Source organism: Pauljensenia sp. C0170B4, from assembly GCF_056590235.1.
In genome coordinates this window covers 297307-323969 of record NZ_JBWPVS010000003.1, presented here as the reverse complement: position 1 = coordinate 323969, position 26663 = coordinate 297307, and the positions used below count along the sequence as shown (strand labels likewise).

Sequence of the window (26663 nt, the reverse complement as noted above, 5' to 3'; positions counted from 1 at the left end):
CCCGTTCATCGTCAGCCGTTTTGATCCAGCGTAGTCACGGTTTTCGCTCAGGCGCCACCGCATCAAGGCCCGGGCGGGATGTCTTATGCAACGTCACATCGTGCAGTGATCGCGTCCCTGCCCGACAGTTGGCTCCCTCGTTATTGACGAGGGGCGTGCCGCATCACTGTTCGAATGCGCGCCAGCTGATCATGCAGTTCGGTGAGACGCAGGACCAGGCGGTAACGAAGCATGTTGATCGGGATTTCCCCGTACGTCCACACCTGTGTCGGTTCGGCAGCAAATTTCGTCTTGAACGTATCGAGGTGGGCGAACTGGGGAGCGTCTTCTGAGCCGATTCCCATCAGATCCAGGGTGTGGCACTTGCGTTCGCGGGCCGCCTGAATCATCTTCCACACCAAGGCGTCGGGAGCCAGTTCGCGTTTGGCCTGAGGCGTGGCAGCGGCAAAGTAGTAGGTGGCGAGGCCGTACGCATGGGTCATCATCAACCAGGCCGAAGATTGACCTTCGGGGGCGTAGATTATCAGTGTTGCCGCATCCCCCTGTGCCAATGCAGTCAGGAAGTCATGGTAGTAATCGCCCGTGAAGGTGGCGAAGTGTTCCGCGCTGCCCAGACTGTTCATGATCTCGACAAGAGGGTGGAATTCTTCGGCGCTCAAAGCGGTATAGGTGTGAATGGCACTCTGATCGATCTCGCGCAGGGCTTTCCGCACATCGCGTCGCCCTCGTTTTTTCATGCGAGCGAGCACATCGGAGTCCTCATCGCCCTTAAGGTCCAGCATCACCGTACGGTCGTAGGCCACGGCTTCGCTGCACGGCAGGCACTGCGCCTGAGGGCTCGCCACAATTCTGAGGAACGTGGCATCACTGCGTGATTTCTTGACGTACGCGGCCAGGTTATCGACCATGCGTCGTTCAACTGAGGCAGGGGGGCGCTCATTCCAGACCGGCCCGCCACGAGACCACAGGAACGGTACACGATGAGTCTCATACGACTTCAAGGTTAAGACTGCTTCATAGTGCCCATCAGTCCACAGGTGACGGGACCCCTCAAAAAGGTCGCGGCCCTCATGCAGTGCGTCCACGCGATCCCATTGCACTGTCGCCTCGATCGGCACCAATGACTGCGCACGTGACAGGAATGCCTCGTATTCCTCGTCAGTCAGTGTCTGGATATGCGAATCAGCCGATACTTCCGCTGCAGTGTAAGGGTCGCGCGAAACGGGCGCACTTTTTTCTTTGCGACCCACGACGCTCACCTTCTGTGTCTGACCTACGGAGCAGGGATGATGATCCGTATCCCACCAACCGGCCATACTCGTTGGAAAAACGTCACTGTAGGAGGATCTTGCGCCGAATCTTTCGAGATCCTGAACGGACAACAACGGTTCAGTAACGAGCTGCCATTCTTCATCGTAGCATTTGGATCATCCCGAGGATCTCACTACGATCACTTGAGGCCGACACCACAAAGGCTCCAGCCTTTGACACCTCACCTTGTCGATCGGGCCGCTCGAGGGACCGTCCGTCGGGGTGAAGCTCAGATGATTGCGATGCTTCTACTTTTCCTTGCTGAACATGTAGTTCGTGGCCACCACGATCGCGCCGTAAATCAGTCCGGCGATCGGCCACACCAGCCACGAGGTTTCCCAACTGCCCAGGAATGACACCGCCAGGAAGATTGCAACGGTCAGCAGCCAGTACACTCCGCTGATCATGCCCAGAGGGCTGTGTGAGGTCTTCTTGGCCAGGTCGTACTCTTCAACCTGCAAGATGACGTTCATGCCGTTCATAACAGTCTGAACTGCAGTAATGCTGTAGGTCGCGACGGCGAAGACGATCAGGGAGAGAGCAAAGCAGATTGCCAGTATCCCGTCCCCGAACACGTCCGACAGTATACTGCCAAATATCAAAATCAGTAGCCCGACGATGTAGGAGATCACGGAGATCGTAACGGCACGCGAATATGTCGGCTTAAACTCCTTCTTCTGCTGCTCAGTTCGATACGTTGCGGCAATGGTGGGCGCCAGAACCTTCTTCGACATGTCCTCATACTCACCTGAGTAGGGGTTTTTCAGCATGAAGTACAGTCCGAGGCAGACCAGAATTGCCACTACTGTCAATCCGATGGCACCAGCGATCATCTCAACGGTCTCGCCGCGTCCGTCAGCCACCATGCCACCGCAGATCAAAACGATTGGAGACAGGATAAATGCTGCCACTCCCAAGGCGATGGGGCGTGCCCGTTTGCGTCGATGCTCAATGAACTCGGCGGCTCGTTCAGGACTGATCTGAATCGGTGTATCAGCCAGGGTGACTGTGCGCTCGGTCGGTGCTGTCACCTGGGGATCGCCCGCCTGGCTTGCCGCTGCCGACTGGGGTGATGCGGCCTGGGTTGGAGCGGCTACTCCCATTTCTGCTGCCAACTCATCAACATCTCCGAAATCAGCGATGACCTGGGACAGTGCGTAGTGTTCGGGCAGTCCCTGCGCCAGGAGTTCGTCGTATTTGTCTTCCATCAGCTCGAGCATTTCACTGCGGGCCTGCGCGGTTTCAGGGGTGTGGGGAAGAGATGCGAACATGTAATCAAGATATTGCTCGATGGCTTTCATGGTTACTCCTCAACGAATGAATTGATCAACGAGGGTTTTGGTGTCGTTCCACTCGGAGCACTTGTCATGGTAATAGGTGCGTCCTTCTGTGGTGATATGGAGGTAAGTCCGAGGTTTTCCGCCGGTTCGGGTGCCGGGATACGAGGTCACATATCCGCCTTTTTCAAGGCGCTTGAATGCGGAGTACAACGTCGTTTCCTTCATGACGAAGTCACTGTTGCTCAGTTCGGTGATGGATTTGGATATTTCGTAGCCGTAGCTGTCCGAGTCGAGCAGAACTCGCAGAATCATCAGTTCCGTGCATCCGCGCAGAACTTCACTACTGACCATGTGGGTTCCTCCCTTTGTGATGCCGTCGCCGCACTGTTGTGGTGATGTGTATGCCCCTCAGCAAGTACTCCATGTGAAGTACTACGTCTGATGTAGTAAACACTGTACACCTACTACTACGTCACATCAAGTAGTTTGGGTCACTTCATGGTGCGGTGATTTCCGCCTTACGTGTGTTGGCAGCGACTGAGCCGAAGATCACGCGCTGCACCTCCTAGAGGCCGAAGCCGTCGACACCTCGTGCATCAGTGTCGATCGAATCGAATTCGCTCGCCCGGATTCCGTGCAATATCGACACCTCTCGCATCAGTGTTGATCATGCGACTTCCCCTCGTCCACCACTCCCATCGCGCCGAATCCTCGGCTCATTCACCCCACTCACCGTCTCTTGCGCACCTCCAACCCAGTCCCGCCGCTTCCTCGCACAAAACCCTAAATTTGACGCCTCGTTGTGCACATTCCCCTAGATCTAAGGCCACCACATGCACATTCCCCTAGATCTAAGGCGACCTCGTGCACGATGCCCTGGAAAAAAGAGAGCCTTTTCAGCACTCTTTTCCATGTGTCCACGTCAGCCGGCATTAGCTTCAGCGACGCCCGCGACAGACCTTGTTGATCTAGGGGTTTGTGCAATTTTCTGCCTAAATCTAGGGCTTCGTGCATTTTCTTCCCTTAAATCTAGGGGATTGTGCGTTTTTCTCCTCTAGATTGAGGAGATTGTGCACGCAGACGGCTGCTTGACGATCAGCGCCGACGGTCAGCGCTGGCATGGCGGATTGCGGAGGCGAGCGAAAAGTTCGGACAGTGTGCGCTACGCGCAGTGTTTAAGGCGAGCGCCGGCGTGGCGGATCAGGGGGTGCAGGGCAGATCACGCTCATCGATGTTGCTTTCATTAAAAGTTGTGCCTAACGTAACTAAGCAATTCCTAATTCACTGTTAGAAAGTGAGAGTGCGTTTATGCGCCACCTGGCGAAGACTCTGGTGACCATCAGTGCATCGATTGCGCTGATCAGTGGATGTTCCACTGGGGCCACTGACGCTGGCGAATCTGACCTGGCGACGCATCAGGATACTTCCGCCCAGCCGGCATCGGCTCAGTCCGGGCAGGTCCCACGCGACATTATCAGTGCCTACCGCAATTGGTCGATACGTCGCCAGCCATTGAGACGCACTCGGGTGAATGCCGGGGCCGTCGAGGTAACGCTCGGCATTATCCCAGTTGATGTCGTTGCCCAGTCGAACAAAGATCACGCTTCCCGGTTCGATGTGGGTGCGTTGGTCGCGTGCACAGTCTTCGAGGTCCTGCGCGGTGACCTGGGTTCTGGGTGGGACGCGACCGTTTTCTGATCGCGCGGCCACGTCGAGCAGCACGCCGGGCGCATCAATGATGGGAATGCTTTCCGCGCCTCCTTCTGAAAATCCGTCGTAATTTTCGAGGGTGTCTGCGCGAGATGAGCACCCGTAGAAGTGCAGATCGTCTGCCTGGTGGCATAGCGCGTCGATGTGTGTTCCGGCGTGCTCGTTCATGACGATCACGCCGGAGGCGCTGGAGCGCGGCAGTGTGCCGGGCTGTTCGCGCAGGGTGTCTTTGTGGCGGCGATACAGATGGTAGGAGTATCCGGGTCGGTGGGATCCCAAAACTGGCATACCGTCGAAGCGTTGCTGTTCCAGGTCAATGATCTGAGGTGTCATGTCCGCCTCCGCACTTTCGTCGGTCCACGCCGCGATATTTCAGTCCTCAAGAGTGATGACTGTGTCGAAGAGGCCCACATCTCTGAGCTCTTTGTGCGAGCGGATGCCTGTGTAGCTAAGCGATGCGTCCTCATAACGACGAAACGCGAAAACGGCCTGATTCATGTGGATCGAGTTGAATACCCCCAAGTCTACGAGGAGATGAAAATCATCAACTGTCAAACCAGTTACTGTCTTGAACAAGTCAGGCTCTATTTTTGTGATTACGTCTTGCAACGTATTTTCCCGGAAGTCTGTCAGGTACATAAATGCCGGAATGCGCGTAGCGAACTTGATGAGCTTCTCTTGAATCTGCTTGCGCTTGGACTTGTATTCCTTTTCCTCTGCTGTAAGTTCCTTTCTTTTGTCTCCTGAAAGAGTGTCGCCTTTTTGCTTCTTGGTTTTCGACACTGACTCGCTCTTGTTAACGACCGTTTCGAAGACGTCTGACCCAAGCGAGCGGAAGCCCTCGATGTTCATAATGGCTTCCATTGCGGCTTCGTTGTTCATAATCTTGCGCAACGTAGCGTTGTCTACGTTCACCAGAATCGCAGACTCCCACTTGCGCGCCAATAAGGTTGCTGACGTGCCTGACATTGCGATGTCAAGGATGCTTCCGGCATCTATTTGCGTCATATTCGCCCCGTCATAAGCGAGCACTGGAAGGAAACTCACCAACTCAGCAACGGCATTCTCCGGGTTCGACATCTGCGGATTGAGCCCAGCACCATAGTCTGCTACCTGCCGAAGAGCTCGAGTCGGTGCGAAATCGAAGACGAAAGCAACAGGCTTGAGGACTTCCTCCTTTGAGGGATTGTCGCCATTTGGGTTCTTAATGGACCACGGAGACTGCACACGAAACGCTGCCTGGAAATAAGTCTCTGGACTGGCGAGGTTACGCAACATCAAGATCGATGACCACTGCTTCACCGTGACACCGGTGGTCAGCTTTCCACACGAAAGTGTAATTGTCTTCGTCTCATGTCCATCCCTAATAGCTCTCCGCACAGGTGGGAGTGCCTCTATTCCCACGCCTGCACCTGCGCCCGCCACTACAAGTACCTGGTAGTCATGCCAGTATGTGTTATGTCGAGCCTTCAAAAGATTCGCCATCGCATGGCATGCAGCTACGTTGGGCATAAACCAGAATGAGTGTTGCATATACGGCAGTAAACGCGAATCAGCATACGGGAATGGTGGTCTCGTTCCAGCTCTGAGCGAGTCAAGTTGAGTTGGAGCATGCTCTCCACGAATGAGATCCAACCATTTCTGTACATCTGACTCATGTTTGAACATCGCTTCCCGGCCCGTTCCGGTGGCGGAAAAGAACTCGTTCAAATCGAACTCATCGAATTCCCCTTGGTGGGCTGTAGTAATTAAGTCATCAGGCATTTGGTACGTCATGAGACGTAATTCAGGCAACGCACCGTATGGATTCCATGCGCCGGGCTGTTTTTCGGCCCATTCTTGTTTGGCGCGTTGCTCATCGGTATATGTCCAGTTGAAGATTTGTTCTTCAATAAAGTCGCCTGACCCTATTGCGCGAAACGGCGTACCAGATAAGTACAGGTAGGCACGCGTGGTGATCGGCAAGAACTCATCCTCGTTGCTACCCAATTCATCGAGTTCTTGATCGAAGGTTTCCAGGCCCTCATGGAACTCGACTTTGAGTTCTCGTGCGGCTTCTCTTTCATCCTCACCTTCAAAGAGTTCCTTGACGGAGTCGCGCCACGCCCCAAAGTGATATTCATCAAAAACGACCAAATCCCAGTCCACTGCGTGGATCCATTTGTTTTTCGCCTTGATTAGGCCCGTTCGACGATCGCGGCCCAGTAGGTCCTGGAAAGATCCGAAATATACGAACGGACGCTCGCGATCAAAATCCAGTTGGCCCTTCATCGTTGCCGCATTACCATATTGCCATCCCTCAAAATCAACGTGGTTGGACAGGTCCTCTTGCCACGCATCCTGCACAGCGGGCTTGAAAGTCACCACAAGGACCCGCATGGCGCCCATTCGCTTTGCCAGTTGATAGGTTGTGAACGTCTTTCCAAAACGCATCTTTGCGTTCCACAAGAATCTCGGTGTTGCTTCTCCGTCCTCATGCCATATTGAGCGGTAATACGCCAAAGTCTCGCTCACTGCCCGATCTTGTTCGGGACGCATCTTGAACGTTTCATAGCGTTGCCCGGTGTATGTCTTTCCTGCGCGAAGTTCTTCGATGGCGGTCTTCACGTCTGCGGGAGTACATCGAACCCACTCTCTAGCCGAGCCGCGAGGGGGATTCTCGAAGCCTTTTGCCACAAGACGGGCAATCACATCCTTATCACTGAAATTGCCGCCATCTTCGCGCTCCGCAATCTCATCCACATGTAGTTCGTATTCCTGCTGCATCTGGCCCTGAGACTCTCGAATGCGATCATTTACATCCGCTTTTGTAGTCTGGCCAACCTTGATCAGTCCCTCATAGTCAACAGGCGGATTCTTTGGGGTCCACGCGTAAATATGCAGCCGGGATGAGGGCTTAGGTGGGAGTAAATCAGAAATATTCCTCATGTCACTTACCATTCATGGGACGTATTGACTGCTCGATTAGATTGATCTCCGACTCATCTAGCCCATAACGCGAGTAGAGCTCCTTATCGGAGAAACTATGGTCCCAACTTTGCAGAGGTACATACTTAAACCGGGACTTTGTAATGTGTTGAGTCGATGAGCGTAAAGCTACCAAAAAACGTACGAATTTCGTTATGACGTAAGAGAGGCAACTTTCAGCCTCCCTCTGACTTTCAAAAATCCCAAGTAATATGTATGTTTCCGTCACCACTGCATTCGGCTCAAGTATAGATGTTCGCCCCAGAACCCTCCTAGTTCCAGTTTTATCAGGCTGGCCAGCATGATCATGAGATGCGTTTGAGGTGAAAACTTTCCACCTATCCACCGCATCTAATCTCGTTCGTATTTCATTCCTAGAAATCCAATCAATCCCATTGTTCCGCACTAGCTTTACTGAATCAGTAGAAGTTATTTCTGAGCGACCTCGAAAATTAGTCGGAAATCCAAAAGGCTTACGTGAACTTACTTGAGTAGCCATTTGCAAGTTCTCGGGAAGAATTGTTTTCGACTCTTCTAGCGACGTTTTCATTTCGACTGAGTAAATCTTACGCAAAATCGATATTGCCCTACTGTTGCGAATGAAAATATCGTTTCCCGGTTCGAGCAAAGCGCGCTCAGACACGTCTTCATCGCCGTGTACATGGGTCGTGACACTCGTAATCCCGTTATGATTCTGCGCCCATAGAAAGTAGCAAATACCGCCTGCTACATCTACATCGGGGAACACATCACGGCTATCCGGAAAGTCATGGAGTGCCACAATTCGGGAATCAGTAAGCATTTCTTGACGGAAATCATCGAGTCCCTTACCTCCTGAATACCACCGTGCCGGAATAATCATGCTTAGATATCTAGGATCAAGTTTCTTTGCTTGATCGATGAATAAATGATAAATTGGCTTAGCGCTAACTCCGTAACCCCCATCACTGAGCTGGTAGGGAGGGTTACCGATTACAACATCAAAATGCATTTGTTCTCCAAACATCTCGTTCATACGAGACTTAATATCATCTGTGTGGATGAGGGCGTACGCGTGCGATTCCATATCATTACCGCGCGCATAGTCATCCTCACCCGCACCGCAGTAAACACAGTGTCGGTGCGTATAGATGGTCTGGTCACCGCCGGTAAGTGGGTCGAGGCGAACTTCCTTACTCCCCCCTACCCATGTATGTTCGGTGCGTTCGAACCAGATGTTTCCCCAGTCATTCTCAAAAGCCTTACAAATGGAGTGTTTACCGTTAGCCCACTTTGAACAATAAACACTGCGGCGTGCAAGCAACGCGGTAAGATTCGTGATCCCGATACCGAATACTTGGCGCGTCAAAATATGGTCTACACGCTGTTGCAGGTCGGGAATTCTCATGACAAGACCGCTTACAAGCCGACGGGTGATCTCACGGAGAAATACACCAGACTTAGTGAAAGGATCCAAAAACGTGACTTTTGGATTCTGCCACAGATTCTCGCCGTCGTGATCTTTCGCCCACGCGTCCGCTACTCGATCAAGCATCTGATTGGCAATATCCGGAGGGGTAAAAACTTCGTCGTTGGAAAGGTTTGCAACGCACGTCAGTACATCAGGGTTATGATTGACCAAATCCGTTATCGTCATAACACATCTCCCATTTCGGCCATTTCACGAACGGTCATGGGTTTATAACTGGTTACCGGTTGAAAAACGTCGTCCTCTTTAAATTCCCCAAAAAGCGCCACGTTGTATGCACTTCTCTTAGTTAGTTTGTCATATTTAAAATCACGCCTCTGGAACTTACCTCTGCCGAGGTATCCCCATTCAGAAAACGTCAACGACCCACCTGTAGGAGTCTTCATTGTCAGCGCGTCGGCCTGAACTATGTTTGCGGTGAGTACGACATCAGCAGCCTGAATCCACTGTTCGGCATCCTCTACGCCAATAAAAGCCTGAAAAATCTCACAAAGGACCCGCCGGCACACGCGCACATTGTCCTCCAATAGCTCGATTCCGTAGATGCACATGAGAGCAAGCAAGGCATAATGACGGCGTTCGAATTCGTTTTTTCCATAATTCTGTTGGACTGTCGTTAATTTGCGCTGAAGCACTTGCTTCAAGAAGTTACCCTCGCCGCATGCAGGCTCAAGAAACCGTGAATCGATGCGTTCGGACTCGCCTTTAACGAGATCTAGCATGGCGTTGACGATATGTGCCGGAGTGAAAACCTCACCGTGGTCCGTTACCCGTTCCTTAGACTTGACGAATATTTCCTTCTGATCCACCAAAAACCCCACTCCTTATCCCAAAATCAGGCTTGTTCCAGAGCCGACATAGCTCTCGATAAGCCCAACTCAGATCATCGATTACTTGGATGAACCGTCCATTCAACTCTAGGTCAGGTCAAACGCACAAAACTTGTGATAACACACTCCGCATGCATCTCGAGACCGGTCTTAGATATTATCCTCAGAATACCGCCTCAAGAAAACAAACTACGCTCCTACAAGAGGCACTTCTCTGACTAGGCATCGTTTGCGGCACCTTTAGTGGGTTGATACTCAACGGTACTAAGAAGTCACGGCTTGGTGCATGCACGTAAGCACGCCATGACCAGTGAATCCCAGGAGATTCAGTTATCCGCGGGATCTTCTGTATCCTTGCCTAATGCGGGCGCCGTGAGTGGCGACATCTAGGAATGCTAGCGCAAGCTGAGAAAGCAGAGCTGTTGTTGGACCGATCTTGGCGAGCTGCTTCGAATTCGACTGCTGCGATGCTGAATTAATCACAGTAGCAGGAGCAGTTCTCTGCCCCGGCCTGCTCTCTCCATCGGCTCGATTGCCTCGGATCGAGCGAGTGCTCCTGACGGGTCGATTGAGCCCGCCGGATCCGTCACGTCCAAGGGACCGATTGGCTTCTCTACTGCGTTGAACTTGGCGATGTCTCGCATCAGGGATGCCATAGTCCTTCACAGCTCCAATCGAGAAGTCAACGAGTTTCGTCAACGTATGTCCTTCCACACTGGCCATCTGCTTGAGCCGATACTTTCCCGCGGATAAGTAAATTACGCGGTTCGAGCTATGTGCACCAGCCAGCGTCTAGATCATCGTGTTCTTAGCCGTGTCTCCCTCACCCACAGCCGAGTCCTCTTTCCCAAAGCAGTGAGTATCTGACGCGTAATATCGGCCAGCTCCGCCTACGTCTTTGGCACCGCATCAGTCCGATCTCTGTTTGCCAGGATCTCTGCCTAGATTAGGAGCTCAGTTTTTCCATCAACGCGATAGAGATCGAACTTCGCACGTCCAGCTTCTTATCTCTGTCGCCCTCAACTGTTCAACCAGCAATTCCTTCGGGAGCAAGCGACAGGTCAAGTAATAGTGCTGCATCATTTGATGATAACCGTCCGCGTCATATGCGTGGGCGATGTGTCGGTTGCCGTCCGCTTCGTTCAATACCGCATCAGCTAGGACTGCTCCGGTTTTCGCTTTATTAACGTCGTTGCTCCAATACACGAGGCCGGCAATGTGCTTTGTCAATGCTGCCATGCTCAAATCAACCTCAGTACTCCCGTCCGGACTTAATAACGGAGTCCTCAACTTTCGTGCGTGGCGCAACCGCCCAGCAGAACGACAATCGCGTGATCTCGATCTGCCGCTGGTTCGGTATCCGCCGAATGACCGCGTGGACTCATATCAAGAGCCTCGGTAACAGCCACCAAGTCACTCCACTGGAACTTCCTCGGCATTGGCCTACGTTGCATCGTCCTCACATTCGACGCATTATTCACCCAGAGCCGAGCTCTTAGCAGCCACCTGTTCCTCCGCAGACAAACAGAAGTCATCGTTCATCTTGATTACGAGAGCGATTATGAGCTTTAGGACGGTGATGTAGGTCTGAAAGTGGGCACCTTCACCATCGCCATTCACTTGTGATCCGTGAAGGTATTTGTTGCGCAGCTCAGGCCCGTTACTGAACTCAACCTTATTGAGCATAAAGTTGAAGTAGGCAGCTTCGGCTTCCGTCAGCAGGGACGAGCGACGGGTCACCCACCCACGCTTTTCCATTGAATCCGCTTCTGCACGACCATTCTCCGAGAGGTGGAAGTAACTCACTGCCTCACTGGTGAACAGTGAATGAAGGATGCAAAACTGCTGCGGTTTCGCGATTGTCACCTGTGCCTCCGTATCCTGCAGGATACCTAGCTTGATAAGCTGATCAACCATACTCCGTTGATATTCATCAAAATCGCCATATCTGACCTCGTTCTTGAGTAGAAGTTCCGCGGCGCTTGTTCCTCTCAAGTCATCGCTGATGCACGTTAGCCTCGACTGGTCAGAAAAAAGCGCGTGGAGGATTCCTGTGATTTCTTGTTCATGTGTCGAGTAGATGTACTTTCCGTCTAGGAGGCTGGGTACCCGCTTGTATGCTATTGGGTCTGAACTGATGGAGAGCAAGTCGGGGTCGATTTCACCATTGTTAACAAACTGACGGAATTGGTTCAAAACACTCTCCATTTCGACGAAAAGGTGCCTAGTCCTTTCCAGAAAGGAACTTCCGGGCGTGGAGCGGGTGAACGAGAAGTTCATGGCGCCGAACTCGTCCACAAGATAGGTTCTAAAGAACCAGATGATAACATCTTCCAAGTCGATTCCCTTGTCTTCTAGGAAATGCTGGTAGAGCCTTGTCTGCAGGAAGGACGCCATTTCGGCGACTCGGAACGCCACACCTACCGGGTACTCGCTCTTCCCAGGCACACCCACGAAGCTTTCAAGGGCCCCGAGCTGCGAAGTGTCGAAGGGAAGCTCAGTATTACTTCGCGATTGGCGAACTCGAAGAGGTACTGGAAGTTATTGAGGACACTCGGGTAGTCGAGGGTTTCTTCCAACCAGCGACTGCTGTAACTAAATTGAGCGACTGTCCCATCAGAGTTGTCCAACTTGGACACCACTGGTTCGTCTTGGGTATCGGAGAGACACATCTCAACACCGAACCTGATGCCTGCCGTCTCCTCAAAGAGCTTTTGCGTCATCTCGGCATTGCGGCGCTTCGCTTTCAACTTCAGCTTGGCGTCAATCCCGGTCGCCACCATACCCTGGGATGAAGCGGTCTCGATCAACCTCACGTAGTTAGGGTTAGCCTCGGGACTGTCAAGGTATCTCTCCAGCAAATCGTGCACATCGCTAGTCGTCAGATTCGCAGGCAGGTGGATATCATCACGCGTGTTCTTCTCCAGATACTTGCGCACCACATGCTCTGCGTTCTGCGGCGATGCGAGCAGCCTTTCACGCATCTCCAGCTGGTAAGCAACCACGAGCTTCTCGCATGCAAGCATCTGACCAATGCGGACGCCCGCAGTATCAAGTACAGACAACATGATGGTTGGGTTGCACCGCTCGTACGCTCTGTTCCGGCCAAGTAGTTCGAGTAGGTCCGCGTGGTAGTCATAGTTGATGTCAGTAACGATGGCTTCACAGTTGGACTCGTTGACTCTAGAGAAGAACCGTGCCACCGCGCTGCGCATCCTTGGAACTAGGCTCTCAGCATGGGCGCGTTGTTCGGCCGTGTAAGTCTGGGGTAGAAAACCCTTCTCTATGTACGGCTGGACGTTGTGGAGCTCGATCGCGTCCACGGTCGTGGTCAGCGTGTCAGCATTCTCAAATTTCTCGATGAGCTCAGCCACGCGCGGCATGTACATCCAGGTCGCTAAATCCTGTGCGCCGTAGAACTTCACTCGTCGGAGGGTACCTTCGCCCATCAGTTGCCCCCAATCATACAATCAAGCCACGGGTTTGTACCTCGGCTGGCCGAAGCGTGGTTCCTTGGCCAATCTCATTGTAGAGATCACCCCGGACACTAAACCCGCCGAGCAGCTCAGTACGACACACCAGCGCGCCACGCCTCCTGGAAGTCGAGAGACGCCGCTGAAGACGCCTGTCAGAGCATCAAGCCCCGACTCGCCCCTGATCTAGTCGCTGCATGACGAGCTCCTCTGAGACGCCAAGCGCGGCAGCGAGCCAGCAGCGGATCAGGATTAGGCCCTCCCGCGTCCGTACCCAGGCTTCTCGTCCTTCCGTCAGATCGTTGTCAGCGTGTTTGACTCCTTTATAGGCCTCGTTGAAAGCCTTGCACCAGGAATCACGGCTGCCGCCCTCGCCAACAACAGCGTCGGGTTCGTATCCCAGGAAGTCGAAGATGTTCTTGAGCAGCGCTTCATACGTTCCCGATACTTTCTTGTCGGGATTGGCTTTTTCGGCGATCGCGTAGCCCAATGCTTCGAGCGCCACGGCAACGTGAACAAGCTGCGACTCCACCGGAAGGGTGCGATGGAACAGGGCACTCATGGCGATCCAGGTCGGTCGAGACCAGTACGAGTACTCATTTAGCCACTTCGCAACAAGATCCGCGTTGGCCTCGTCAAGGAAGAAAAGCGGGTTATCATCGTCGGTCAACTGGCGGTCGGGATCGACGGTCCGACCGAAAGACGGTTGGTATGCGTCTCGCCAGAAACGACGCTCATCTGTCGGCGGCAGTTCCTGGTCGTCTTCCCTCATCACCGAGATCAGCCGCGATCCGCAAGGCTTGCCGTATACCAGGCACATGAGGTCTTGCATCATCCGATGCGTCTGCTGGTGCGTCTGCCAACTTTCAAGCTCAGTGCTAAGGGTTCGCACCAGCAGAGCGGTAGGGATCGTGAAGACGCCGCCCTTCGGCATGGGGTTGAAACGGAACGAAGTGCACAGTTGCAGATCGAGCGGGCCTCCCAGAGACAACGAATCCAAGTTCTTTGCCACAATCGAAACACCCTCGATGTCCTTTCCCTCCTCGCCCAGCATCAGTTGCGTTGTTACTGGAACCAGCTTCGCCCACTTGGCCAATCCGTCGATCTCCGAGGTCATCCCATTGACCCCTACATAATCGACTCCGTTTGCACCGGAGTGGATCGCGCGCCTGTAGCGAAGGCGCTCCAGAGAGTGCCCAAGAGACGACGCAGACGCACCCACGGTGTAGCCCTCGGCAAGAGTGAGCCATCCATCGCCATCCCGCAGAATGAGCGGGTCCGGGATTTGCCGACTGTCGTCATTCAGGCGGAGAGCCTCAACTAAATCCAGGGTTCGTGGCCATCTCACGAGCACACCCTTGGTGTCGAACTCAGCAACAACTACCTCGTCGGATCCCTCAGCGCCCGACCGCGTGTGCGCGATCCTCACGACACCAGGTTCCAGCTTCGTCGCCATTTGCCTCACCGCCGATTTTCCGTTGGATGCCGTCCTGCAGGCACAGCGCGGCTACCGGAACAATTCTCTCTGATGCCGGAGCCACTGTCACGAACTTCATGGGCTGCTGTGAAGTCGTACCTCGTCGTCCACGCTTCACATGTGCATCGCCCCGAGTTCCTGCGCGGCTTTCGCATGTGACATCGGGCGTGGAGCTACCACACAGATTGCAAAGCACGCTTGACAGTTTTTGCAAAGCTTACTAGTCTTTTTTGTGTCGGAATGCTTCACAGTGACAGGAGCAAGATGCGAACACAGATCCCGAAACTACGCAAAGAACGCAAGCTTTCACAGGAAGACCTTGCTCTGGCAGTCGGCGTCACACGGCAAACAATCACCTCAATTGAAACCGGTAAATACGTGGCGTCCCTGCCGCTGGCATACAAAATCGCCCACTACTTCGGCCTCACAATCGAGAACGTTTTCGACTTCACAGACCTGGAGAAAACAACATGAACGAACTCGAACAATACCGCACAGAACTCAAGAAGCGCCACAGCCTGGCTCTGATCTTTGTCATCGCCGGCCTCGCATTGAGTTTCTTCGGAAACTTAATACTGCGCGCAAACATCCCGGATGCACCGATCGTCAACATCATCACCGCAGCAGGAATTGTTTTCGAACTCATCTGCGTCGGCTACATGAGTTTCAACCTCAGCAAAATGCGCAATGACAGTACCTTGAGGCAAGCCTATATCCGTGAAACTGATGAGCGTGAAGCCGCCATTCGCGCTCATTCAGGCAGACCCATTGTCACCGTGCTGTCGATGACACTCGTCGGCGCGTCATTCATCGTCGGCGCCTTCAGTATCCCGGCATTCATCGCTCTTCAATGCGCGGCCGCATTCCAACTTATCGTTGCATTCGTCCTTACCGGATACTGGAGTCGCAAACTCTGAGCTGGTGCGTCAGACAACAGGGCCGGCGTCACACACCCCTTCGCCTTCGGCATACTACCCAGTATTGAGCTGGTGATCAGGCTTTGCGGCGTCGGATGACCATGGCGCTGCCAGCAAGCAGCATCATCACGCCTGCTGCCATCTGAACGTATCCGTCAGCTCACCCAGTGCTGGCAAGTTTCCGCGCAGAATAGCTCGGCTGGACCGAGTCTCCCGGGTCGACACCTGGCTTTGGTTGAGGGTCGGGAACAGGTTCAGAGTCACGCGTCGTCCACTGAGCGTATAGTGTCATGTCCTCGGTCACCGGAGTAGTGCCTGTGAAGTTCGTGCCTTTCCCATCGCGTTGAGTATTCCACCCATTGAATTTGTAGTGGACACCGTCAACCTCCATTGAAGCAGGCAATGTCGGCATGCTCTGATCAGTTAATGAGTCAGCCTCAATACCCTTCTTGTGCACAACATTGATCGTGCCGAGGTCTTTTTCAGCAGCACCAGGAGGTGTGTTCTCATCGAAGCTCACCTTGTTGAAGGCAAATGTCACGTCCACGTTGTTGGCTTGCACCGGGCCAAGCAGGAGCTTGCCTCCAAGGGATTGTCCAAAGACGTTCACTACGGAAGCCTTCACCACGCCCTCAGCATTCCAGTGACCTGAATCGGATCTGCTTCGCCATTGGCGATCTTCAGGGCATCTTCTGGGCTGACAGTGAGCGGAGCGCTCGAATCGTCAAGCATCAGGCGCTGCATCTTGGCGATCTTCTCATAGGTCGCAGGAATGCGGTCACCACCAGGCGCTTGGTCATATCCGGTTCGGGTACGAGTACGAACCACGATTTCGTGGACGGGAACACGTTCGCCAGCGGCATTCGTCATCCACGGGACAATTTCGATGATCGTGTCTGGATTATTGTTTTCTGCGAAGTCTATTGCCGTCTTGCCATCCGCAACGAGGGAAACCCCATATTTCCCGCCGGGATTGTCCTTATCCCCCATCGCAACTTCACTGCCATCGGCGTTCGTTGCGGCGTAGACAGCGATCGGACGGAATGTGTAGCTGGAGAACTTGATCTTCATCCGCTCCGGCATCACGATGCGTTCGTCGAGCTTGACGCGCATATCGACGTGGGTCGCCTTGGCTGTTCTGTTCGCCAACTGACTCCAGTCAGAACCGTTATCCAACGCACCTACTATCGGATCTTTGTAGACAGTAATCGAGGTGAACGGAGGCATCGAAAACTGCGCCTCATAAGAAACCTAGTAACCATCGGTACGGTCGTCGTAGTAAGCGGTTGTGGTTGGCATATCGCCTTCGACTTCAAATTTCTTGATGTCGGAGTCAGGCGCTGTTTGCTCACCGCTCTTGCCGCAGTTGATGGTTGCCATCGACGTGGTATCCAGGCCGACGTAGTCGGTATTGGATACGTAGATAGCGTGCAGGGTCTGAGGCGCGGTTCCGGCTGGGAAAATGTCGCCAACCTTCTGGCTCGCAAAGTAGAACGGACTGTCTTCCGAATATTTCTTAAGATCCTTGAACTTCGGATCTGGAGACCACCCGAGGAAGTACATCCTGAAAGGCCACTGATTGATATCGGTCTGTACACCCTGCGTACCGAGAACCGCTTCCGGGTCAGTGAAGGTTTGCTTCGCCTGCACATTCTCACCGTACATAAAGGTGATCTGGACACTGTAAGGCGCGGCCTCCGAGGACTCTGCAGGTGGAGCTGCCGCTTCACGCGCAGACGTATCGTTCGGTTCGACTGAAACAGCAGTATCTTCTGCCGGGGCAGGAGCACCCTCTTCAGAAGTCGGAGCAGCTTCTGAGGCATGAGCCGCCTCCGCAGGAGCCGCTTCAGGATCGACAGGTGACGGGCTCGGCTGACCGGCATCAGATGCCGGCTCGCTGGATTCCACAGCAGGATCAGCGGCAGCGGCATCACTTCCATCACCATCTGCCCACGTCACTGGGGTGATGCCACACATCAGCAGGAGAGCCAACAACAAACTAACACTTGAAAAATGTATGACAGGATACACGGACTTTGTGTGTGACAACATCCTCATGAGGTCCCTTTTTTTCAAAGGGAGTCAGAATCTGGACCCGGATATCGTACACTCAGCAATACTCCGGCATTAGCCCAATATTCGTCGCCACGACACAAAAAGCGCTCATTGTGAATCACAATGAGCGTCCAGTGGTGGAGCTAGTGGGACTCGAACCCACGACCCCCTGCTTGCAAAGCAGGTGCGCTACCAGCTGCGCCATAGCCCCGTTATTGAGTTCCTACCGTACCTGACGGTGACAGCTCCAGACAACCGCCCAGAAAGCGGTCGGGTCGGGTCGCCGTCGTTAATGAGCGGTGGAAGATTCCGGCTCATATTCGTCGGTGACGGACCTCCACAGATCAGCGTTATTGGACAGGTCCTGAGCAATTTGACGAACGACAATCCCCGCTATCGCAGCACCGGCAAGCGCCGCAATGGTCGTGATCGCCTTCTTCACCGCTCCGCCTCCCATTCAGCTGAGTGTGGACAGTGGGCCTAGCTGGACTCGAACCAGCGACCTCAGTCTTATCAGGACTGCGCTCTAACCAACTGAGCTATAGGCCCATCCGCGCCCCAAGGGCACCGAACTATCGTACCCGAGCATCGGTGCGACAACAAAACGAGAGCCTAGTGACGTCTATGACATTCACCGACACCACAGTCGCCATCTTCCACCGCTCGCGCCTCTACTCATCCATCAAGGACACGCGCACCCCGCCCACCAATGAGGCGATGATGTTGTACAGGAACGCACCCAGCGTCGACATCGCCGTGATCATGATGACGTTGGCCACCGCCGCAATGGTCGCGTAGGACAGCACCTTCGACAAATGCAGGTACTCCATGAGCGTGACGAAACGTTCCGCGCTCAGATTCTTGAGGAATTCCTCAATGTCGCCGAAAACGTGCATGGAGTCGAGCATCAGCCACAACACCAGGGTGGCGAACACCAACGCTATCCCCAGCGCCACGGACAACAGGAAACCAACCTTCATGACTGACCACGGGTCCACGCGCGCTACCGACAGGTCGACTCTGCGCGGTACATCCTCATCCAGGATCGGCTGATCGAGGTCTTCAAGATCGCTCATTGCTCGTCCTCCTCAGTTTCTGCACTTGACGCTACAGGCTCATCAGCCTCTTGTGCAGCTGATTCGTCGGCGGTTTCATCAACGGCCTCATCTTCGTCATCCTCCGTGTGACGCGTAATCGCAATAATGCGGTCATCGTCATCCGGGCGAGCGAAAATGACACCCATAGTGTTGCGCCCGGTGGCACGCACGTCGGACGCGTTGATTTGGACAAGTTTACCGGATTCGGTAATCACCATGACATTCTCGTCACTGTCGACAACGAGGGCGCCCACCAGTGCACCTCGTTCATCCACCAAGTTGCCTACTCGCACGCCGAAAATGCCGCGACCCTTCACAGGATATTCGCTCAACGGGGTGCGCTTCGCGTAGCCACCATCTGTGACGATCAGCAGGTCCGCACCCTCGCGCACAACTTCCATCGCCAGCAGCTCATCGCCGTCACGGAACTTCATGCCGCGCACACCCGACGTGCCGCGCCCCATCGGACGCAGCTGCTCATCGCTGGCAGTAAATCGCACCGCTTGCCCCTTACGGGACACCAGGATCAGATCATCATCAGCGTTCACCAGCTGAGCAGACACCTGCTGATCAGGCTCTCCGTTGTCATCATCACGCAAGTTGATCGCAATAATGCCGCCGGTTCTGGCACTGTCGTATTCCGACAGGCGCGTTTTCTTCACCAGACCGGACCGTGTGGCCAGCACCAGGTAGTCAGCCTCGTCGTAGTCGTGAATAGCCAGGACCTGTGCAATGCGCTCATCGGGTTGGAACGCAAGCAGATTCGCAACGTGCTGACCGCGGGAGGTGCGACCGCCCTCCGGAATCTCATACGCTTTCGCGCGGTAAACACGACCCAGGTTCGTGAAGAACAGCAGCCACTGGTGCGTGGTTGTGACAAAGAAATGCTCCACCACATCATCGCCCTTGAGCTGAGTGCCGCGCACACCTTTGCCGCCGCGTTTTTGCGAACGGTAATTGTCGGTGCGGGTACGTTTGGCGAAACCGTCACGGGTGATGGTCACCACCACGTCCTCTTCGGGGATGAGGTCCTCCATCGACATTTCGCCCGCGTACGGCACGATCGTGGTGACACGCTCATCACCGTAGCGCTCGACAATCTCCGCCAGCTCGGTGGACACAATGTCGCGCTGGCGTTGCGGGGTGGCCAGGATGTCTTCCAGGTCGGCCACATGGTCACGCAACTGTGCGTGCTCGTCCAGAATCTTCTGACGTTCGAGGGCGGCCAGGCGACGCAACTGCAGCGCCAAAATGGCATCAGACTGCGCTTCATCAATGTTGAGCAGGTCCATCAGGCCGGTGCGCGCATCGTCGGCTGTTGGAGAGCGACGAATCAGCGCAATCACTTCATCGAGGGCATCGAGCGCCTTGAGGTAGCCTTCCAGAATGTGCAGGCGTTCGCGCGCCTTGTTCAAACGGAAGCGAGTGCGCCGCTCAATGACTTCGATCTGGTGTCTGATCCAGTGACGGATAAATCCATCCAGCGACAGTGTGCGCGGCACGCCGTCCACCAGGGCGAGCATATTCGCCGGGAACGAGTCCTGCAGCTGCGTGCGCTTGTACAAGTTGTTCAGGACAACTTTGGCAACCGCGTCGCGTTTGAGAACCATGATCAGGCGCGTGCCTGAACGGCCCGACGTTTCGTCACGGATATCCGCAATACCCTGGATCTGGCCGGCCTTGACCATGTCGGCAATTTTCTGGACCAGGTTATCGGGGTTGACCTGGTAAGGCAGCGCCTTGACAACCAGGCACGTGCGGCCATGGATTTCCTCAACCTCGACAATGGCGCGCTGAATAATCGAGCCGCGGCCAGTGCGGTAGGCATCCTCAATGCCCTTGCGACCCAGGATCGTCGCACCGGAAGGAAAATCCGGGCCCTTGATGCGTTCCATGAGAGCTGCCAGCAGTTCTTCACGCGTGGCATCAGGATGCTCAAGTGCCCACTGCACACCCTCGGCCACCTCACGCAGGTTATGCGGCGGGATGCGCGTGGCCATACCCACGGCAATACCTTCCGACCCGTTGATCAGCAGGTTCGGAATACGCGACGGCAGGATCGTAGGCTCCTGGGTGCGCCCATCGTAGTTGTCCTGGAAGTCAACAGTGTCTTCATCAATGTCGCGCACCATTTCCATCGCCAGGGGCGCCATCTTACATTCGGTATAACGAGGGGCAGCAGGCCCCAGGTTACCGGGAGAACCAAAGTTACCCTGACCGGCAATGAGCGGGTAACGCATTGACCACGGCTGGATGAGGCGAGCCAAAGCGTCATACACGGAGATGTCACCGTGAGGGTGGTAGTGCGCCAACACGTCACCGACGACGCGCATGCACTTGTAGAAACCTGCATTGGGGCGGTATCCGCCGTCGTACATGGCATACAGGATGCGGCGGTGAACCGGCTTGAGGCCGTCTCGCACGTCCGGAAGGGCGCGGCCCACAATGACCGACATGGCGTAATCAAGGTACGACCTCTTCATTTCCATTTCGAGGTCGACTTGATCAATCCGTCCGTGCGGAGCGGTTGATTCAATCTCTGTGGTGGGCTCGTCACTCACGATGAAACTCTCCTTGGTCCCTGATCAGTAGGTTGTTGACGATGGTCGGATCACTGTCGTTGCGCCGCGGCGCTAGGCGTCAATGAATCGCACATCCTGAGCGTTTCGTTGAATAAACGAACGCCTGGATTCCACGTCATCACCCATCAGCAGGGTGAAGATTTGGTCGGCAGCTGCTGCTTCGCCCACCTCGACTTGCTTCAAAATTCGGTGCGCAGGATCCATCGTGGTTTCCCACAATTCCTGGTCGTTCATCTCACCCAGGCCCTTGTAACGCTGGATGCCGCCCTGCTTGGGCAGGCGATGACCGGCCTTGAGCCCTTCAGTAAGACAGTCGTCACGCTCCTTGTCCGAATACACGTATTCGTGCGGAGCATTCGTCCACTTGAGTCGATACAGCGGAGGTGTCGCTAGGTACACGTACCCTTGCTCCACCAGTGGTCTCATATAGCGGTACAGGAACGTCAGCAGCAAGGTCGCGATGTGCTGGCCATCCACGTCAGCATCTGACATCAGCACGATCTTGAAGTAGCGCAACTTGTTGATGTCAAACTCTTCACCAATGCCAGTGCCCAGGGCGCTGATGAGCGACTGGATCGTCTCAGAGTTCAGCGCGCGGTCAAGGCGAGCCTTTTCAACGTTCAGGATCTTTCCGCGAAGTGGCAAAATCGCCTGGTGTTCCGGGTCGCGCCCACCGACGGCACTACCACCTGCCGAGTCACCCTCGACAATGAAGATTTCACACACCGAGGGATCTTTGGACGAGCAGTCGCGCAACTTCGTCGGCATCGACAGCGTGTCCAGGGCGGTTTTGCGCCGAGTGGCCTCACGGGCCTTGCGTGCCGCGACGCGCGCCAACTGAGCCTGCTGACCTTTCATGATGATCGCCTTGGCGTCGGCAGGATGCGCATCGTACCAGTCCTGCAGGTGCTGGTAGACCTGCTGCTGGACGAATGTGCGGGCTTCTGTGTTCCCCAGCTTGGTCTTGGTCTGGCCTTCGAACTGCGGTTCGGTCAGCTTGATGGAGATCACCGCCGTCAGACCTTCACGCACATCTTCACCGGACAGGTTTTCGTCCTTGTCCTTGAGGATTCCGCGCTCCTTGGCATAACGGTTGATCACCGTGGTCAGTGCCGTGCGGAAGCCCTCTTCGTGTGTTCCGCCTTCGGTCGTATTGATCGTGTTGGCGTAGGTGTGCAGGCTCGACGAGTACGCCGTTGTCCACTGCATCGCAATTTCCAGCGACATCGTGCCCGGATCGTTTTCAGCTTCAAAATCAATGATCTCGGAGTTAATGACGTCAGTCTTGCGGCTCGAATCCAGGAATTCCACGTAGTCGCGCAAGCCATGTTCATACATGTAGGACACGCGGCGGAACCCTGGAACAGGATCGTCAGCTGGGCCTTCATCATCCCCGGTGATCTCGTCGCCCTCGTCCTGAACCCAGGGGCGCTCATCGGTCAGCGTGATGCGCAGCCCCTTATTGAGGAACGCCATCTGCTGGAAGCGGTGACGCAGCGTCTCAAAGTCAAACTCAGTGGACTCGAAGATCTGTGGATCTGGATAGAACACCTGGGTAGTGCCCGTTTCGTCGGTTTCCTCGCCACGTTCGAGCTCAGAGACCACTGCCCCGCCATCGGCAAAGGACATCCGCCACACGTACCCCTGTCGACGCACCTCAGTATCAACCCGGGTGGACAGAGCGTTCACGACGGAAATACCCACGCCATGCAGACCGCCGGAAACAGCGTACCCGCCGCCTCCGAACTTGCCTCCGGCGTGCAGAATCGTCATGACGACCTCAACGGTTGGTCGCCCCTCGGTGGGGTGAATATCCACTGGAATACCGCGCCCGTTGTCGACTACCTTCAGGCCGCCATCAGCCTGGATCGTCACCTCGATGTGGTCGGCATATCCAGCCAAAGCTTCGTCAACGGAGTTGTCGACCACTTCATACACCAGATGGTGCAAGCCGCGTTCTCCCGTTGAACCGATATACATGCCAGGCCGCTTACGAACAGCCTCCAAACCTTCCAGAACGGTGATGTCTGATGCCCCGTAATGCCCCTGGTCCTCATTTGGCTGGGAATTGATCCCTTCGTCCGCCACTCACCGGCTCCCCTCATTGTGATGGTGCTGTGCACCGCGGGCTGGCTGCCCTCCCGGAAAATTCCGGGACCGTGTGTCCACATGACACACTACTCATAATCTGTTTATATTTTACCAAAAAACAGGGTTTTTCGACTTGATTTCACGTTGGTGTAGGCCACGCTAAAGTACTCGTGAGCTGCGAAAAGACAGGTTCTTGTGAAGTGTGGGAGGGGTCACCCATACGTGTCACGCACACCTCTGCCCTTCACTGACCATCGGCCCTTGTTCCAGGAGGGGGCCGACGGGCCGCGGACGATGACCTGATCGACCACTCCGGCACCGACTTCTTCGGCAATTCGGCGCTCAATATGCGGCAGAAGCAGCACGAGCTGTTTGGCCCACGCCGTTGATGAACAGCGCACAATGAGTGTGCGGTCATTGAAGGTTTCGATTGAACAGTGCTGGGCCACGTTGTCTCCAACAATCACTGGCCACTGCGCCATAACGGACCCCATCGCGGTCGACGAATCCCATCCGCGATCATGCGTGGTCTTTTTGATGACACGTCCAATGGAGCGCGGTTCATTCCACCGTAAGCGACCAGAAGCCAGTCCCACACGCCCGGCGCGCCCAGCCCCGCTTCGATGCCGCAATGCCCACAGAGGTCCCAGCATGGCGCGCGCACGCAGTTCCTCGCGTGCATTGCGAGGTTCGAGGGTGACCTGACCACTGTGTGCATCACCGTTCGATGCACCGGTGTCACCTGCACCAGCGTGAGCGCCATGGGCGAACTCATCGCGCTGAGTGCGCCCAGAAGAGCCGGCGGCGCGCGGGTGAGTGCTGCGCGTGGCTCCCCGAGCCAGCATGGCACGCTGCATGCGAGCAGTGGCCTGCGCGATCACATCGGTGCGCTCACCATCAGAAAGCAGTCCGGAATTTTCATTCACGCTCAATCACCGAGCCATCTTCTGGATCCCAGTGGACGCGAAAAATGTGAGCGTCCAGCTGATCGGGCACATCGCTCTCAACTGCCGCAGTAATGAGCACCTGATCTGCCTGCCTGATGACCTCGACAAGGGCTTGACGCCTCTTCGCATCGAGTTCAGCAAAGACATCATCGAGGATGAGGATTGGCCGTTCTCCCTCGTCACTCAGGACTTCAAAGGATGCCAGGCGAAGTGCCAGGGCAGCCGACCATGATTCGCCGTGAGATGCATAGCCTTTAACGGGTAAGTGTCCCAAAGTCAGTTCCAGGTCGTCGCGGTGGGCACCCACAAGGTTCACACCGCGTCGCACTTCATCGTCTCGAACATGCTGGAGGGCCTGTCTTAATGCCTCAATGTGCGCGGTCGGGTCAGTGACGTCGATATCGCTGAAGGCTGACACGGAGGCTTCCAGGCCCACTGAAAATTCTCGAGGCGAGTCAGCCACACTGCTATAGGCATCAGATGCCGGTGTACTCAGTAACGTGACGACGCGGTGGCGCTCAAGTGTGACCTGCGCAGACAGTTCCACGAATTGGTCATCCCAGATTTCCAGCGTTGATAGGTCAGGGACCTGGCCACGACGCACACGTGCACTGGCAGCTTTGAGCACTGCGGCGCGTTGGCGTGCCACACGGTCAAAATCTGCACGAACGGCGCTGAACGTCGGGTGAAGCTGGATCGCGCATTCGTCGATGAAACGGCGCCTGACCTGCGGTGCATCGCGCACAATGGACAGATCCTCGGGTGCGAACACAACGGTCCTGACCATTCCGAGGATTTTCTTAGCCGCCAGCGTGGTGCGATTCAGGCGCGCCCGATTGGCTTTTCCGCGCACCACTTCCAGTTCCACCACCTGGTCGCGCCTGCCGGCTTGATCGCGCCTTTCGGAGGATTCACCTGCCTGTGACGTATCCGAAGCATTGTCACTGTTGTCCCCGCTCAGCGACGTCGTGTGCTCCCCTGTCACCAATTTCACGCGGATCATGGCACCACCAGGAGGAGCCTCCTCGCCGGTCGGTACCCGCACCAGTGCCGTGTCGGCAGCGACCCGATGAGACGAAAACGTTGACAAATAGGCGATGGCCTCAACAAGATTCGTTTTTCCCTGACCGTTGTGGCCAACGAAAACGCTCACTCCAGCGGGAAGTTCACACACCTGGTGACGGTAGGAACGGAAATCATCAAGTGCGACGTGCGAGATACGCACACACTCACGCTCCGAAGCGGATGGGCATCAGCAGGTAGCGGAAACTGGTGTCCTCTCCCCCATCGAGTTCACTTTGACCAGTCATGACAACCGGCTTGGACTGGTGTGTAAAGCCGAAGCGCACAAAGTCGGCCGACAGTACCGACAGGCCTTCAATCAGATACGACGGGTTGAATCCTGTGGTGATCTCGTTGTTGACCTGAGCTTCAATTGCTTCCGAACCCTGGGCGCTTTCACCCTGGCCGGCTTCGAGGACCACCTGACCTTCTGAAAATGCCATCCGCACCGACGTCTTACGCTCAGCCACCAGCGCCATACGCTTGACCGCTTCAAGCAGCACGTGACGATCACATACAGCCTGAATCGGTGTGGTTTCCGGGAAAAGTCGGGATACCGGCGGGTAATCCCCGTCCATCAACGTGGAGGTGGTGCGTCGACCCGATGCCTCAAAACCAATCAGAGATGATGCTCCTGGCTTGGATTCACGTGACAGACCGATCGTCACGCGCGACCCTGATGCGGTGGACTTGGCCACGTCGCTCAGAATCCGGGCCTTCACCAGTGCCGCATCGGAGAACTGCGGGTCACTGGGTTCCCATTCCAGGTCACGCACAGCCAGGCGGTAGCGGTCAGTGGCGATCAGCGATATGCGCTCACCTTCAAACTCCATACGCACACCCGTCAACAGTGGCAACGTGTCGTCGCGCGACGCGGCGATCGAGACCTGGCCGATGGCCTGGGCAAGTGTTTCAGAATCAACAGTGCCGCGTGTTTGGGGATGTTCGGGCAGCAGCGGGTACTCATCCAGTGGCATCACAGCCAGCACAAAGTGAGACGATCCGCAGGTGATCGTCACTTTCGGTCCGTCAACAGTGAAATCGACCGGACGCTGCGGCAGTGACTTACAGATGTCGGCCAGCAGGCGACCCGATACGAGAACCTCACCGGGCTCATGTACTTCGGCAGGAATATGCGAGTTCGCGGATACCTCGTAGTCGAATGACGACAGCGTGACGATCTCAGCATCTGCGCTGAGTCTGACACCTGCCAGAATCGGGCTGGGTGGCCGTTGCGGCAACGCTCGGGCAGTCCACGATACGGCTTCCGACAAAATGTCACGGGCGACAGTGAACTTCATTCTGTACCCCTCCAACTCCCCGTGCGAGCACTCATTAGCTGTTTTGATGAACCGAACCAACTCTACTCGATTCTCATGCAGAAGTTGACCCCAAG

At 55.2% G+C, this 26663-nt stretch carries 23 protein-coding genes, 2 tRNA genes and 1 pseudogene; 2 read left to right on the top strand and 24 right to left on the bottom strand.

The window, feature by feature from the left end; all coding sequences use genetic code 11:
- Positions 1-140: 140 nt before the first annotated feature.
- The 11 genes from AC1EJ1_RS05700 to AC1EJ1_RS05650 form a co-directional block, all read right to left on the bottom strand.
- Entirely contained in the window at positions 141-1250 is a 1110-nt protein-coding gene (locus tag AC1EJ1_RS05700; protein ID WP_480289682.1) for a lipid II:glycine glycyltransferase FemX, read from the bottom strand.
- Between the two features lie 309 nt (positions 1251-1559).
- Complete coding sequence (locus AC1EJ1_RS05695) at positions 1560-2612, bottom strand: permease prefix domain 1-containing protein (RefSeq protein ID WP_480295512.1); 1053 nt, start codon at positions 2610-2612, stop codon at positions 1560-1562.
- Positions 2613-2621: 9 nt separating this feature from the next.
- Positions 2622-2942 (bottom strand): PadR family transcriptional regulator, encoded by a 321-nt coding sequence (locus AC1EJ1_RS05690; RefSeq protein ID WP_070726097.1) that lies wholly within the window; start codon positions 2940-2942, stop codon positions 2622-2624.
- A 936-nt stretch (positions 2943-3878) separates the two neighbouring features.
- A complete protein-coding gene (locus AC1EJ1_RS05685; RefSeq protein ID WP_480295511.1) occupies positions 3879-4634 on the bottom strand; it encodes a cyclase family protein in 756 nt (251 codons plus the stop codon).
- A 39-nt stretch (positions 4635-4673) separates the two neighbouring features.
- Entirely contained in the window at positions 4674-7229 is a 2556-nt protein-coding gene (locus AC1EJ1_RS05680) for a DEAD/DEAH box helicase family protein (protein WP_092649009.1), read from the bottom strand.
- A 1-nt stretch (position 7230) separates the two neighbouring features.
- Positions 7231-8904: an Eco57I restriction-modification methylase domain-containing protein gene (locus tag AC1EJ1_RS05675; protein ID WP_092649010.1), complete on the bottom strand. Its 1674-nt coding sequence runs from the start codon at positions 8902-8904 to the stop codon at positions 7231-7233.
- Positions 8901-9545 (bottom strand): N-6 DNA methylase, encoded by a 645-nt coding sequence (locus AC1EJ1_RS05670; RefSeq protein WP_092649011.1) that lies wholly within the window; start codon positions 9543-9545, stop codon positions 8901-8903. The genes AC1EJ1_RS05675 and AC1EJ1_RS05670 overlap by 4 nt, the downstream gene beginning before the upstream one ends.
- Before the next feature lie 500 nt (positions 9546-10045).
- Positions 10046-10222 (bottom strand): hypothetical protein, encoded by a 177-nt coding sequence (locus tag AC1EJ1_RS05665; RefSeq protein ID WP_157886421.1) that lies wholly within the window; start codon positions 10220-10222, stop codon positions 10046-10048.
- 817 nt (positions 10223-11039) lie between these two features.
- A complete protein-coding gene (locus AC1EJ1_RS05660; RefSeq protein WP_257590332.1) occupies positions 11040-11984 on the bottom strand; it encodes a hypothetical protein in 945 nt (314 codons plus the stop codon).
- Between the two features lie 2 nt (positions 11985-11986).
- Positions 11987-12991 (bottom strand): hypothetical protein, encoded by a 1005-nt coding sequence (locus AC1EJ1_RS05655; protein WP_257590333.1) that lies wholly within the window; start codon positions 12989-12991, stop codon positions 11987-11989.
- Positions 12992-13202: 211 nt separating this feature from the next.
- Entirely contained in the window at positions 13203-14495 is a 1293-nt protein-coding gene (locus AC1EJ1_RS05650) for an ApeA N-terminal domain 1-containing protein (protein ID WP_480293755.1), read from the bottom strand.
- Between the two features lie 285 nt (positions 14496-14780).
- Here AC1EJ1_RS05650 and AC1EJ1_RS05645 point away from each other — a divergent pair, with 285 nt between their 5' ends.
- Both AC1EJ1_RS05645 and AC1EJ1_RS05640 read left to right on the top strand, forming a co-directional pair.
- On the top strand, positions 14781-14990 hold the full coding sequence (locus tag AC1EJ1_RS05645; RefSeq protein ID WP_092649014.1) for a helix-turn-helix transcriptional regulator: 210 nt from the start codon (positions 14781-14783) through the stop codon (positions 14988-14990).
- Complete coding sequence (locus AC1EJ1_RS05640; protein WP_092649015.1) at positions 14987-15433, top strand: hypothetical protein; 447 nt, start codon at positions 14987-14989, stop codon at positions 15431-15433. Before AC1EJ1_RS05645 ends, AC1EJ1_RS05640 begins: the two co-directional genes overlap by 4 nt.
- Before the next feature lie 76 nt (positions 15434-15509).
- Here AC1EJ1_RS05640 and AC1EJ1_RS05635 read toward each other — a convergent pair.
- From AC1EJ1_RS05635 to dnaN, 13 genes and pseudogenes are all read right to left on the bottom strand, one after another.
- Positions 15510-15578, bottom strand: a pseudogene (locus AC1EJ1_RS05635) (LPXTG cell wall anchor domain-containing protein); the annotation flags it as partial.
- 15 nt (positions 15579-15593) lie between these two features.
- On the bottom strand, positions 15594-16043 hold the full coding sequence (locus tag AC1EJ1_RS05630) for an InlB B-repeat-containing protein (protein WP_480293754.1): 450 nt from the start codon (positions 16041-16043) through the stop codon (positions 15594-15596).
- 11 nt (positions 16044-16054) lie between these two features.
- Positions 16055-16660, bottom strand: coding sequence for a hypothetical protein (locus AC1EJ1_RS05625; RefSeq protein WP_480293752.1), 606 nt, complete (start codon positions 16658-16660; stop codon positions 16055-16057).
- Between the two features lie 24 nt (positions 16661-16684).
- On the bottom strand, positions 16685-17410 hold the full coding sequence (locus AC1EJ1_RS05620) for a hypothetical protein (protein ID WP_480293751.1): 726 nt from the start codon (positions 17408-17410) through the stop codon (positions 16685-16687).
- A 213-nt stretch (positions 17411-17623) separates the two neighbouring features.
- Positions 17624-17699, bottom strand: a tRNA-Ala gene (locus AC1EJ1_RS05615).
- A gap of 78 nt (positions 17700-17777) precedes the next feature.
- Positions 17778-17930 (bottom strand): DLW-39 family protein, encoded by a 153-nt coding sequence (locus AC1EJ1_RS05610; RefSeq protein WP_227469239.1) that lies wholly within the window; start codon positions 17928-17930, stop codon positions 17778-17780.
- Between the two features lie 33 nt (positions 17931-17963).
- A tRNA-Ile gene (locus AC1EJ1_RS05605) sits at positions 17964-18037 on the bottom strand.
- 122 nt (positions 18038-18159) lie between these two features.
- On the bottom strand, positions 18160-18564 hold the full coding sequence (locus tag AC1EJ1_RS05600; RefSeq protein WP_070726086.1) for a DUF3566 domain-containing protein: 405 nt from the start codon (positions 18562-18564) through the stop codon (positions 18160-18162).
- Complete coding sequence (gene gyrA, locus AC1EJ1_RS05595) at positions 18561-21146, bottom strand: DNA gyrase subunit A (protein ID WP_058237581.1); 2586 nt, start codon at positions 21144-21146, stop codon at positions 18561-18563. Before gyrA ends, AC1EJ1_RS05600 begins: the two co-directional genes overlap by 4 nt.
- A gap of 72 nt (positions 21147-21218) precedes the next feature.
- Positions 21219-23255, bottom strand: coding sequence for a DNA topoisomerase (ATP-hydrolyzing) subunit B (gyrB, locus tag AC1EJ1_RS05590; protein WP_480295510.1), 2037 nt, complete (start codon positions 23253-23255; stop codon positions 21219-21221).
- Positions 23256-23470: 215 nt separating this feature from the next.
- A complete protein-coding gene (locus AC1EJ1_RS05585; RefSeq protein ID WP_480293750.1) occupies positions 23471-24184 on the bottom strand; it encodes a DciA family protein in 714 nt (237 codons plus the stop codon).
- Entirely contained in the window at positions 24177-25430 is a 1254-nt protein-coding gene (gene recF, locus AC1EJ1_RS05580; RefSeq protein ID WP_480293749.1) for a DNA replication/repair protein RecF, read from the bottom strand. The genes AC1EJ1_RS05585 and recF overlap by 8 nt, the downstream gene beginning before the upstream one ends.
- Positions 25431-25434: 4 nt before the next feature.
- Positions 25435-26568, bottom strand: a complete 1134-nt coding sequence (gene dnaN, locus AC1EJ1_RS05575; protein ID WP_058237585.1) for a DNA polymerase III subunit beta — start codon at positions 26566-26568, stop codon at positions 25435-25437.
- Positions 26569-26663 lie beyond the last annotated feature (95 nt).